The 12,128-nt window shown below is 69.3% G+C and carries 12 protein-coding genes; 9 read left to right on the top strand and 3 right to left on the bottom strand.

Annotation, left to right across the window (positions count from 1 at the left end; all coding sequences use genetic code 11):
• Positions 1-133: 133 nt before the first annotated feature.
• The 3 genes from ACIO3O_RS25125 to ACIO3O_RS25115 form a co-directional block, all read right to left on the bottom strand.
• Complete coding sequence (locus ACIO3O_RS25125) at positions 134-1,531, bottom strand: amidohydrolase family protein (protein ID WP_401749440.1); 1,398 nt, start codon at positions 1,529-1,531, stop codon at positions 134-136.
• 188 nt (positions 1,532-1,719) lie between these two features.
• Complete coding sequence (locus ACIO3O_RS25120) at positions 1,720-1,860, bottom strand: Atu4866 domain-containing protein (RefSeq protein WP_401749438.1); 141 nt, start codon at positions 1,858-1,860, stop codon at positions 1,720-1,722.
• An 801-nt stretch (positions 1,861-2,661) separates the two neighbouring features.
• A complete protein-coding gene (locus tag ACIO3O_RS25115) occupies positions 2,662-2,811 on the bottom strand; it encodes a hypothetical protein (protein ID WP_401749436.1) in 150 nt (49 codons plus the stop codon).
• 269 nt (positions 2,812-3,080) lie between these two features.
• On the opposite strand from ACIO3O_RS25115, the gene ACIO3O_RS25110 reads away from it, so the two are divergent.
• The 9 genes from ACIO3O_RS25110 to ACIO3O_RS25070 all read left to right on the top strand — a co-directional run bounded on the left by ACIO3O_RS25110 (position 3,081) and on the right by ACIO3O_RS25070 (position 12,121).
• On the top strand, positions 3,081-3,923 hold the full coding sequence (locus ACIO3O_RS25110; protein WP_401749434.1) for an SAM-dependent methyltransferase: 843 nt from the start codon (positions 3,081-3,083) through the stop codon (positions 3,921-3,923).
• 408 nt (positions 3,924-4,331) lie between these two features.
• A complete protein-coding gene (locus ACIO3O_RS25105; protein WP_401749432.1) occupies positions 4,332-4,796 on the top strand; it encodes an NUDIX hydrolase in 465 nt (154 codons plus the stop codon).
• Between the two features lie 135 nt (positions 4,797-4,931).
• Positions 4,932-5,948 carry a Gfo/Idh/MocA family protein gene (locus ACIO3O_RS25100; protein ID WP_401749430.1) on the top strand — a complete coding sequence of 339 codons (1,017 nt, stop codon included), beginning with the start codon at positions 4,932-4,934 and terminating at the stop codon, positions 5,946-5,948.
• Positions 5,949-6,062: 114 nt separating this feature from the next.
• Positions 6,063-7,352 (top strand): DegT/DnrJ/EryC1/StrS family aminotransferase, encoded by a 1,290-nt coding sequence (locus tag ACIO3O_RS25095; protein WP_401749428.1) that lies wholly within the window; start codon positions 6,063-6,065, stop codon positions 7,350-7,352.
• Between the two features lie 26 nt (positions 7,353-7,378).
• Positions 7,379-8,068 carry a methyltransferase gene (locus ACIO3O_RS25090; protein ID WP_401749426.1) on the top strand — a complete coding sequence of 230 codons (690 nt, stop codon included), beginning with the start codon at positions 7,379-7,381 and terminating at the stop codon, positions 8,066-8,068.
• Between the two features lie 4 nt (positions 8,069-8,072).
• Positions 8,073-8,879, top strand: coding sequence for a histidinol-phosphatase (gene hisN, locus ACIO3O_RS25085; RefSeq protein WP_401749424.1), 807 nt, complete (start codon positions 8,073-8,075; stop codon positions 8,877-8,879).
• 21 nt (positions 8,880-8,900) lie between these two features.
• Positions 8,901-10,466 (top strand): carbamoyltransferase C-terminal domain-containing protein, encoded by a 1,566-nt coding sequence (locus tag ACIO3O_RS25080; RefSeq protein ID WP_401749423.1) that lies wholly within the window; start codon positions 8,901-8,903, stop codon positions 10,464-10,466.
• A gap of 253 nt (positions 10,467-10,719) precedes the next feature.
• Positions 10,720-11,100, top strand: a complete 381-nt coding sequence (locus ACIO3O_RS25075; protein ID WP_401749421.1) for a hypothetical protein — start codon at positions 10,720-10,722, stop codon at positions 11,098-11,100.
• A 235-nt stretch (positions 11,101-11,335) separates the two neighbouring features.
• Entirely contained in the window at positions 11,336-12,121 is a 786-nt protein-coding gene (locus ACIO3O_RS25070) for a L,D-transpeptidase (protein WP_401749419.1), read from the top strand.
• Positions 12,122-12,128 lie beyond the last annotated feature (7 nt).

The following is a 12,128-nucleotide window of genomic DNA, read 5'->3' as shown; positions in this document are numbered from 1 at the left end:
GCCCCCCCCCCCCCCCCACCCAAACCCAACACAAACCCCCCCCCCCCCCCCCCCCCCCGCCCCCCCCCCCCCCCCCCGGGGGGGGGGGGGGGGGCCCCCCCCCCCCCCCCCCCCCCCCCCCCACCACCGTGTGTCAGACGGTTGCCGCGTCGAGTACGTAATCCCGCGAGGCGTGCACCTCGTCGCGCAGGGAGGCCAGGTCGACGTCGAGCACGTGTCCGTCCCACTTCCGGGGTTCGCCATTGACGAGGACGGCACTGATGTTGCGGGCGTCGGAGCCCAGCACCACGGTGCCGATCGGGTCGTTCAACGGCATGTTGTTGAGGTCCTCGGCACGGATGACCAGCAGGTCCGCCTTCTTGCCGGGGGTGAGCGAGCCGGTGACGTCGGCCAGGGCGTTGGTGCGGGCGCCCTGGAGGGTGGCGAGGTCCAGGACGTCGCGGGTGGTGATGCGGGAAGGCGCACGGCCGGTGCCGTGGGCGGCGTTGACCGCACGCATCCGCTGCACGGCATGCAGGGTCCGCATCTGTGTGAACATGTCGCCGGCCAGGGCGACTTCGACGTCGATGCTGAGCCCGGGGCGGATGCCGGCGGCCAGCGCCTCGTCAATGGCGGGGATCGCCGTCTCCAGGCCGATCTGCGCGTCGGAGGTGGGGGCGAGCGCCACGGTGGTGCCGTTCTCCCCCATCGCCCGCCACGCCTCGGCGGTGAGCCCGGTGCAGTGGATGAGGGTGACGTCCGGGCCGAGCAGCCCGTGCTCCGCCCAGTGCAGGACGGCCTTCGACGAGGCGTCGCCGAAGACGGCGTCGACGCTCACGCCGATGCCCAGATCCGTGGCGGTGCGGGCGAGTTCAGGACCGTATGCGAGGTCGGGACCGGCGATCTCGTCCGTGGCCAGGGCCGCGAGGCGCAGCGTGAGCAGTTGGTCGTCGCTGCGGAAGTAGCGGTCCCTGATACGGGTCAGATCGCCGGGCCAGTGCCGGTTCCAGGTGCCGAAGTGCGGGCCCATGGAGGCGTGCACGCCCCGGATGCCGGTGGAGGCGAGGCCCTCGATCGCGGCGTCGGAGTGCTCGGGGGTGCGGGAGTTGTGGGAGAAGTCGAGCAGGGTCGTGATGCCGCTGTCGAGTGCGCTCAGGGCGGCCAGCCGGGTGCCGGTGTGCATGTCCTGGGGCCGGTAGACCGGGGCGTACCCGGCCAGGGTGGTCGTCACGTAGCCGCCGAGGTCGTCGACGTCCGGCATGATCCGGCGCAACGGGGACTGCCAGGCGTGCCGGTGGGTGTCGACGAAACCGGGCGCCAGGATCGTACCGCCAGCGTCGACGGTCACGGCGTCGCCCGGGTCGAGGCCGTGGCCGACTGCGGCGATCATGTCGCCCTCCACGAGGAGGTCGGCGCCGTCGAGGGTGCCGAGGGCGGGGTCCATGGTGACGAGGGTCGCGCCGGTGAACAGGATGCGGCGCCGGTCGGCGGGCCGACGCCGGATCGCGTCGAGCACGGCGGGGCTGGTGGTGTCGTGGGGATGAGCATGCATGGGAAGGCTTCCTTCGGGCCGGAGGGTGATGACGGGGCGTGCGGGCCGCGGGCGATCGCGTACGGGGGCGGGGCGGGCGAGCTTCATGACGTAACCGGCGTGGTGGAGGGAGCTCGTCACCCCGGAACTCGCCGCACGCCCAAAAGCCGTGGTCGTCCGGGGAGTCGATGCGCCCGCCGTCGATCCCCCTACCGGCCCCGGCAGGCATGTGGGCGCCCGACTCGGGTCACGTCGTAACGGCCGTCGGCGGTGAGTTCCTGGCGCAGGAACCCGGCCCGGTCGATCCAGTCGCCGACGCGTCGAGTGCCGGTGGGTTGCGAGGAGGGCACCGACCCGCTCCGGCCGGGTCGAGCGGACGGCTGCCGCGTCGGCGTACGCCATCGTGTCGGCGACGGCGGGGACGACGGTCAGTCCGGTGCAGTCGGCCGCGACGGCGTCGTCGTCCTGCGCCGCGGTGACGAGGCCGGGGCCGACCCCGACGATCCGGGAGCCCAGGGCCAGCAGGTCTGCGTCGTCCAGAGTTCCGATCAAGGGGTCAGCCGTCAGGATGCGTGCGTGGACGAACGGAACGGGACGCGGGTCGCCGTCGAGGAGAATCTCGTCGAGTGCCGCCGGATTCCGGCGCACGGTACCCATACTGCTCATGGCCTGTTCCTTCAGCGGCTTCGCCCCTCGGCGGCCGACTGCGCGAAGAGCGGCGGCCAGAGCAGGTCGAAGGCGGACGGGCGACAGCCACTGCGACTGCCTGACCACAGGTTCGTCGCGTGCGAGGGCAGTAGCCAGGCCGTGTTGTCCCCAGGTGTGGTGCACCCAGGAACAACGGCGGAGCAAGGCAGCGGAACAAGCATCCGGCCAAAGTCCACAGCAGGCCACCCTGGGTTCCGCTTCCCTGGCCATGACGTGCGTGCCGCGTCCTGCCTCGGACATCCGCACCTCGGCAGCCCGTCAAGGGGTTCCCGCGATGCGCACTTTGAAGGTCCGCCTCGTCGACCTGCTCGGCAATCGGCTGATCGGGCTCCACAGAAGGCCGCCCGGCACGGACAGCGGCGGTCGGCACCTGGCGTGGCACGCTGCCACGACGGCGCAGGCGGGACGGACGCCTCCCCTGACAGGGTGCACGGCGCGTACTGTCACCACCGCCTTCGGCGCCGGTGCGCGTCGCGGACGCGTGCGCGTTGTTCGGGGTCTGTGCACAGGTCGACCGCGGTCCGGGCGAGAGCCGTGGCCGCGTCGATGAGTGCCGCGTCGGCCAGGGGTGCGGGGTGTACGGATCGCCGCATGGGTGAGCACATTGTCGAGCACCTAGCAGATACGGAGGGGACCGGAGCGCCCCCGCAATGGCTGTGAGGCCGTCTTTCAGGGTGACACCGCCGCGAGTAGCTTGTGCGGAATGACGACGAATCCGACATCGAGGGCCACAGTCCCCCAAGGTGTTCGTCGTGGCCCACCCTCGGCCGGGCACGGGCCGCCGCCAGGCAGGCGATGACGAAGCGGCCGTCGAGCCGTGGAGCGATGCCCACCGACACACTCTGATGTCCGGGAGACATCCATGACCAAAGAACCGGTTCCGCACGACTCCGCCGCGTCCTCACCAGACGCCGGCCGACTCCCCGACGAGCAGACCGAGACCGTGGACGGCACTGCCATCGACGGCAACATCCATGTCGGCTACTGGGACAGCCCCACGGACAGCCGCTCCCTCAACCAGGCCACCGACCGGCTCACCGACCTCGTGGCGGCCCGGCTCGGCTCCGAACCCGGCCGACGCCTGCTGGACGTCGGCTGCGGCACCGGACGGCCCGCTCTGCGCATCGCCCGCGCCACCGGTGCCCGCGTGTCGGGAATCTCGGTCAGCCACGAGGACATCGACCTCGCCCGAGCCCGGGCGGACACCGCCGCCCTCACCGACCGGGTGGACTTCCGCCACGCGGACGCCTGCGCGCTGCCCTTCGAAGCCGCGTCCTTCGACGGCGCCTGGGCGATCGAGTGCCTGATGCACATCAGCGACCGGACCGCCGCCCTCACCGAGATCGCCCGGACCCTGCGCCCCGGCAGCCCGCTGGTCATCACCGATGTGCTGCTCCGCTCCCCAGTGACCGGGCAGGCCGCCGAGACGGTCCGCCAGACGTGCCGGGCGTTTGGCTCCCCCGGATTTCCCGGACCGGCGGAGCTCCGCACGGCACTCGACCGAGCCGGTCTGGAGGAAGTGGAGTTCCACGACATTGGCGAGCGTGTCCGGCGCACCTATCAGGCGTTCGCCGACGCCTTCGCCGATGTCGCCCCCTCCGCCGAGGACCCCCACTACGAGTTCTTCACCTCCACGCGCTCCCTCCCCCGATTCGGTGCGCTCCCCCAGGTCGGCTACGTCTTCCTGGTCGCCCGCCGCCGGTGACGTACGGCCAAAGAACCCGCTCGCCCGGGCCGCGGGCAACGTCACCCGGCCTTGGCGTGCGGCACATCTGGCCAACATATTCCACTCGACATCGGCCGACCGTGGCAGAAAACAGACGACACCAGATCGAACTTCCATACGGAATGACGGATCGACCTGCCGGTCCGGAGCGCGGCACCTGTTGCCGTGCCCACATCCAGCAAATGACGTGATGCCGTGTCAAGAAGAAGTTGAGGCGTCCGAAGACCGACGGCAATCTCTGCACGGCACAGGGTTCCAGGTATTGTTCAGGGCGGAAAATCAGGCCGCCAACAAGCGTGATTCCACCAGCCGTTCGACTCGTTTTCTATTTTACCCGACGCATGGCGCACGATCTCCCGAGCCCAGCGAAAGGCAGGCGTGAACGAGGTGAACGAACCCCGACGGGTGGTGGGCGCGCTGATCCGCGACCCGTACGACCGGATCTTCGTCCAGCGGCGCTCTGCCGACCGGCGTCTCTTCCCCGGGTGCTGGGATGTCGTCGGCGGAGCGGTGGAGCACGGGGAATCCCTCGTGGACGCGCTGCGCAGGGAGATCGCGGAGGAAACCGGGTGGCGGCTGCGCCGGATTCTGGCCCGGGTGGCGCACGAGGAGTGGACGGCCGGCGGGCAGCGGCACATCGAGTCGGACTACGTCGTCGAGGTGGACGGCGACCTCTCCTCGCCCGAACTCGAACACGACAAGCACACCGAGTTCACCTGGATCGCAGCCGAGGACATCTCGCTGCTCGACGAGAACACGCTGCGGAGCGGAAGCACCTTCATCCAGGACGTGGTGACCGCAGGGCATGTCTGGCTCGCCGACGCTTCCGGTAAGAGCCGAAGAATTTCCTGAAATCCCCTCGCCGAATATTCCGCAGAAAAACCCCTACGAAGAATCCTCTGCGACCACATCCTCGGTCGGGATCTCCACGATCCCCTGCCTGGCTGCCCGCACGTCCTCAGAAATTTCGCAAGGGGGATATTCCGCATGTCCGGTGACAGGTTGAACGACGCGCGTCCGCGACCACGCGTACTGGTGGTCGGATTCGCCGGTCATCAGGGAAAAGAATATCTGCCGATCGTGCGGCAGATTGCGGATGTCGTCGGCGGCGTCGATCCCGCTCCGGCGGCCTCGTCACTCGCCGATGAATGGGGGTTTTCGCATCACAGTGTTCTCGGGGACGCCCTTGACAGGGTCGAATTCGACGCCGCTGTGGTGACCGTGCCGCACAGCGAGCACTTCCCGGTCTGTGCGCAACTGCTGGCGCACGGCAGGCACGTCATCAAGGAGAAGCCGTTCGCCGTCACCGAGCGGGAGGCCCGGCAGCTGATCCACCTGGCGCAACGGGCCAACCGCAGTGTCTTCACCCTCCTGCAACGGAACTTCAACCCCGTTTTCCTCTTCGCCCAGCAAAACCTCGCCCGGATCGGTCGGCCCTACTGGTTCTCCTACGACTACCACCTGAACCTGGCCCACCCGACCACGGGTTGGCGCGCCTCCAGGGAGCAGGCGTTGGGCGGTGTGCTCCTCGACATGGGCTATCACCTCATCGATGTGCTCAGCGGGCTGTTCCCCGAGCCCTCTCGGGTGCACTCCGCCTTCGTGCACCAGTACCCGGAGATGCGGGACCGCCGGCTGGAGGATCTCGTCAGCCTCATGTGCGGCTATCCCTCAACGGGACTGGCCGGCTCACTGCGTATCTCGCGCCACTACCACGAGAAGATCGAGCGCCTCTGCGTGCTCGGCACAGAGGGCGCGCTGAACGTCGCTCCCGCGCTCGCCACCCTGCACTCCGTCGGCGGGCTGCAACTGGAGAGCTACGCCTGGGAAGGCCCCAAGACCGACGCCGTGCGCTCCATGATCGCCCACCATCTGGGGCACCTGGACGACCTCTGCTACCGCCAGGACCACTTCCAGCGTCAGCTCGCCATCGTACGCACGATCGACGGGATCTACCGGGACCGGCTGGACGAGCCGAACACGCTCGCCGACCGGTGCGCCTGACCCCACCGGCGTACACCCACCGACCGGACCCGACGCGTCACCCGGGCCCGCCCACGAACGGTCGAACGCTGAAAAGCCTGCGCCGAAAACCCGGCTCGACAACGGGAAGGACACATGACCACCGCCGAGCAACTCGCCCTCCTCGGAGGCACGCCCGCCATCGATCAGCCATTGCCGCACGAAGTCTGGCCTCCCCCCGCCGACGACGCCGAACTGGCGGAGCTGGCCGCACAGCGGAACACCGACATCTCCATCAAGGGCAACAGCGGCCCCATCGGCAGGCTGGAAGCCGACTTCCTCGCCTTCCTGGACGACCGGGCCCGCTTCGCGGTCACCTTCAACTCCGGTACCAGCGCCCTCTATGCCGCCTACTTCGCGCTCGGCGTACGCGAGGGCGTGGACGTCGTGGGACCGGCACTCACCTATCACGCGGCGCTGAGCCCCGTCTTCGCGCTCCGCGGTGACGTGGTCCTGGCCGACATCGATCCCGCCACCCGCGGACTGGACCCGGCGACGCTGGAGGCCGCGCTCACCGAACACACTAAGGTCATCACGGTCGTCCACCAGTGGGGCCACCCCTGCGACATGGACGCGATCCTGCACATCGCCGAGCGGCACGGGCTGCGCGTCCTGGAGGACTGCTCCCACGCCCACGGCAGCCGCTACAAGGGGCGGCCCGTCGGCACCTTCGGCGACGCCGCGGTCTTCTCCCTCCAGGCCAACAAGGCCGTCTACGCGGGCGAGGGCGGCATCCTCGTCACGAGCGATCCCCGGGTGCACGACCGCGCCACGCTCCTCGGGCACTACCGGGACCGGTCCCGGGACGCCGTCCTGGACGAGGAACTGCGGTCGCACTGGGTCACCGGCTTCGGGCTCAAGCTGCGCATGTCACCGTTCAACGCCATCGTCGCCCGGCACGCGCTCGCAGCGTTCCCGGCCCGCAAGGAGGCCCGGCACCGCTGTCTGCGCCACCTCGGCGGGCAGCTTGCGGACGTGGCCTATCTGGAGCCGGTGCACGTCGCCGCCCACGTCGACATGGGCGCCTGGTACGGCTACAAACCGCTCTACCGGCCCGAGGCACTGGGTGGCGTCCCCCGCTCCGTCCTCGTCGAGGCGCTGCGCGCCGAAGGCATGGAGGTGGGTGCGCCCTCCGGTCCCCGGCTTTCGACCCTGCCGCTCTACGCCCGCCCGGAGAACCCCCTCTTCCCCGGTACGCCGAAGAAGGGCAGCGGACCGACAGGCGGCTCCCATGCGGAACACGTCGAGCAGCACGCACTGTCCCTGCCCACCTTCACCAACTGGCCCCAGGACAAGGCGCTCATCGACCAGTACGCCGAGGCGTTCCGCAAGGTCGGCCGTCACCGCGAGGCGCTCGTGCGGTACACGGCAGGGCAGGACCGATGACCCGTACGGCCGGAGAGGCACGGACGATGACGTTCCAGGAGACCCCCGAGACCGTGGTCGAGGCCCTTCAGCACGCCCTCGTGGGCGACGACCTGCCGGACTCCTTCACTCTGCTGGGGCGGGAATGGAGCCTGCACCGGGGCGTCTTCCCCAGCACCCTGAGTGCCGCCACCGAGGTGCTGGCCTCGATGGTGCCCTATCCCGAAGGCGGCTCGTTCCTGGAGGTCGGCTGCGGCACGGGCGTCATCTCCGTGACCGCCGCACTCCACGGCTGCGCCGCCGTCACCGCGCTGGACATCAACGACAAGGCCGTGGCCAACACGATCGCCAACGCCCAACGGCACGGTGTCAGCGACCGGGTACGCGTCCTGCACAGCGACATGTACACGGCCCTCGTTCCCACGGACCGCTTCGACACCATCTTCTGGAACGTGCCCTGGACGTACGTGGAGGACGACTTCGCGCTCTCCACCGACCTGCACTCCGCCGTCTTCGACCCGGGCTACCGGGGCCAGGCCCGCTACCTCGCGGGAGCGCACGAGCATCTGGCGGACGGCGGCAGGCTGCTGCTGGGCACGGCCGACCTCGGGGACCGCGAACGCCTCGACGCCCTCGCGGAGGAATCCGGCATGCGGGTCGAACTGCTGCGCCGCGTGCGCCGGATCGAGGAGGTCCGCGTCATGGAGTACCACCTGCTCGAACTGCACGGGAAGTGACCGCGTGCCACGACAGGACGACCTCGAACTGGCCCTGAGGCTCGGCGACATCGCCGACGACATCACCCGGCACCGCTTCCGGGCCCTCGACCTGACCATCCGGGAGAAGCCGGACCGCACGCCCGTGACGGACGCGGACACCGATGTCGAAACGGCCGTACGCAAGGCGCTGACATCCGCCCGCCCCGCCGACGCCTTCGCCGGGGAGGAGACCGGCGGCTCCGTCACCGCCGGGCGCACCTGGCTGATCGACCCCATCGACGGCACCAAGAACTTCCTGCGCGGGGTGCCGGTGTGGGCAACCCTGATCGCCCTGCTGGAGGACGGACGGCCCACTGTCGGTGTGATCAGCGCCCCCGCCCTGTACAGCCGCTGGTGGGCGGCGGCCGGACACGGCGCGTGGCTGCGGCGCGGACCGGCAGGCAGCGCTCCGCTGCCGCTGCGGGTCTCCGGCAACACCCGCCTCGCCGACGCCTACCTGTCCACCACCAGCACGCGCACCTGGGACGTCTTCCACTCTCGTGCGGCGTATCTGCGCCTGGCCGAGGAGTGCTGGGAGGACCGTGCCTTCGGGGACTTCCTCCAGCACTGCATGGTCGCCGAGGGCACCCTCGACATCGCGGCCGAACCTGTCGTGAATCCCTGGGACATCGCCGCCGTACAGGTTCTCGTGTCCGAAGCCGGCGGTCTCTGCACCGATCTCCTGGGCCACTCGCCCCACGGCGGCACAGGTGTCCTTTCCGCCAACCCGCAGTTGCACCCGCTCGCCGTCAAAGTCCTGTCGACGGCGGCCGGTCCCGGCTCCGTCTGATACGCAGAGAAACGGACCATCATGCTGATTCTTTCCCTCAAGGAAGGCCATGACGGTGCCATCGCGGCCGTCGAGGACGGAAGGCTGCTCTTCTCCCTGGAGGCGGAGAAGGACTCGTTCGTCCGTTACAGCACCCTGACCGCCGAGGCGTTCGCCGTAGCGGCCGACCGGCTGGACAAACAGCCCGACGTCCTCGCCGTGAGCGGCTGGATCAAGGGCACCCAGGCCACCGACCAACCGTCACGCGCCGGGTACTTCGGGGTGGGCGATTCCGCGATCACGGACAAGGCCGGCCGGTTCTTCGGGAAGAACGTACGCGTCTTCTCCTCCACCCACGAGCGCTCCCACATCATGACGTCCTACGGAATGTCAGCATTCCGTAGGGACCAGCCCTTCTACAGCCTGGTGTGGGAGGGGAACATCGGCTCGTTCTACCGCATCGACGAGCACGGGCAGGTGACCCACCTGAAGGAGGTGCTCAACTACCCGGGAAACAAGTATTCCTACGGATTCGCGCTCGCCGATCCCCAGTACAGTCCCCACGAGGAATTCGTCCGCTTCCAGGACGCGGGCAAGCAGATGGCCCTGGCCGGATTCGCCGACGACCGGCCGACGGACCGTGCGGAGCAGGAAGTCATCGACTTCATCCTCGGCCGGCGGGAGGTCATCACCGGCAGCCTGAAGAACCGAATGACCGAATCCCCCTTCCACAACATCGGTGTGGAGACGGACGCGTACAAGAACCTCGCCGCCCGCCTGTCGGACGCCCTCTTCGACCGGTTCCACGCCTACGCCCGGGAGCACATGACGGAGGGACTCCCGCTGCTCATCTCCGGCGGCTGCGGACTCAACTGCGAGTGGAACCGCCGCTGGCGCGAGTGCGGGCTCTTCCCCGCGGTCTTCGTCCCGCCGTGCCCCAACGACAGTGGTTCCGCGATCGGGACCGCCATCGACGCGCAGCACTTCTACACCGGGGAGGCCGGCCTGGACTGGGACGTCTACGCGGGCGGCGAGTTCGTCGAGGACCTGCCCTTCGACCCCCAGCGGTACGACGTCCGGCCGCTGCACCACGGCGAGGTCGCCCGCTACCTCCGCGACGGGAACATCATCGGCTGGGCGCGGGGCCGCTGGGAGATCGGCCCCCGTGCTCTCGGGAACCGGTCGATCCTCGCCGCTCCCTTCACCGAGGAGACCACGGGCAGGCTCAACAAGATCAAGCAGCGCGAGAGCTACCGACCCATCGCCCCGATCTGCCTGGAACAGGACGCCGACCGCTGGTTCCGCGGCGGGGTCCCCGACCCCTACATGCTGTACTTCAGCCAGGTCGAGTCCAGCGAACTGCGGGCGGTCACCCATGTCGACGGAACGGCCCGTGTCCAGACCGTCGACCCGACGGCCAACCCGGGGATGGCCGACCTGCTGTCCTCCTTCGGCGAGCTGACCGGCTTCAGCGTCCTGTGCAACACCTCACTGAACTACTCCGGGCGCGGCTTCATCAACCGCACCAGCGACCTGCTGGCATACGGCGAACTCCACGGACTGGACGGTTACGTCGTGAACGACACCTTCATCACCCCGCGCCGGTGACACGACACCGCACCAGCGCAACCAGCTCGGCCGAGTCCGGACCCGCATCGCGGGTCCGGACTCGGCCGTTCGCGCCGCCCCGAAGCCCCAACTACAGACCAGTGCACGGCAGTTGCCGCAGCAGCATTCGCCATGCAATCCTTTTCACGCACTTGCAGAAACTTCTTGCACGGCGTCGCACCATGGCTCGGAGATCCGGCCCCCTCACGACGCTCCACGGCCGGACTCCTCCTCCGAAGAGAAGGAAGAGATCATGTCGCTCCTTGCAAAGACCAAGCAGCACCTTGCCCTTGCCGCGGCCGTCGGCACCCTGGCAGCAACCGCGGGCGCTCTGGCAACGGCGGCCCCGGCCGGCGCAGCCGCCACGGGAGCCAACTTCGCCGGCGTCTTCATCTACGCCAACCCCAACTACTCGATCCCGGTGTACCCCAGCGGCGCACCCGTCCAGGTCGGAGAGCTCACCGGATCGGGCAAGGACTCCACCTCCTCCATCGGCAACAGCACGAACCTCTCCATGTGCTTCTACGAACACAAGAACTACGGCGGCCTCGAATTCCGGATCGGCCCCGGCGAATGGTGGGCCACCATACCCGGCTGGATCAACGACAAGATCTCGTCCTACCGCCCCTGCTGAACCCGTCCCCTGTCCGTTGTGGCTCGGCATCGTCACGATCGCGCGCAGGCCGTCCAGGGCCATGCCCGGCCTCCGGTGGCGTGACGCGGCTCGGTCAGTGCCGCGGGGGATGTGCCGTCGCACCGGCCGTCGGCGCTCCCCCGCTCGGCCCACACCGGTGGCGTACCGTCCTGGCGGCCCGCTTCCTTGTTCCTGACGCAGGTGTGCAGACGACACTCGTACGTTGGGAGCAGGTGTGGGACGACGACGGTGGACGGCAGCGGGGGCGCTGGTGCTGGCGACGGGGCTGTCGGCAGTCGGTCCGACGACCGCGGTCGCCTCCGCGCGTACGGAAGGCTGCACGGCCGACGCGGGCCCCTACCAGCGGCAGTTGGAGAAGCGGCTGGGGCTGCCGGTGGACGGTCGCATGTCGCAGGCCGACTGCGTGGCGATCCGCAAGGTCCAGCGGGACCTGAAGCTGACGCCGGCGAACGGCTTCCCCGACCTCAAGACGTACCGCTACACGCTCGTCTACGACGCGAGCAAGAACCCGAATGCCGAGAAGCGGTGCCCCGTGCGGCCGTACCGCGTCACCTGTGTGGATCTGACACGGCAGATCCTGTGGGTGCAGAAGGGCACGAAGGTCGTCTTCCGGCCGGTGCCCGTCCGGTCCGGCCGGGCCGGTCTGGAGACCCGTACCGGCTGGCAGAGGATCTACCGGAAGAACCGCACCTTCTTCTCCACCCTCTACGACGGCGCCCCCATGCCGTACTCGCAGTTCTTCAACGGGGGGCAGGCGCTGCACGGGACGTACAAGGACCTGTTCGAGTCGGGTTCGGGCGGCTGCGTGAACATGTACGTCAAGGACGCCGAACGGCTGTACCAACTGCTCGGCATCGGGGATCGGCTGTACGTGTTCGGCCGCAAGCCCGGCCGGGCCGTCGAGAATCCGGAGGCGGCAAAGGCGGACGCGATCGTGGCGGACGCCTTCGGGGGGAACCGCATCCCGGTCGACCGGGATGCGGACGGTCCGCGGCGCTGACGCGGGT

The sequence above is a fragment of the Streptomyces sp. NPDC087440 genome, from assembly GCF_044744005.1.
GTDB lineage: Bacteria > Actinomycetota > Actinomycetes > Streptomycetales > Streptomycetaceae > Streptomyces.
The sequence above is the reverse complement of the archived record's forward strand: the minus strand, read 5'-3'. Positions and strand labels throughout refer to the sequence as shown.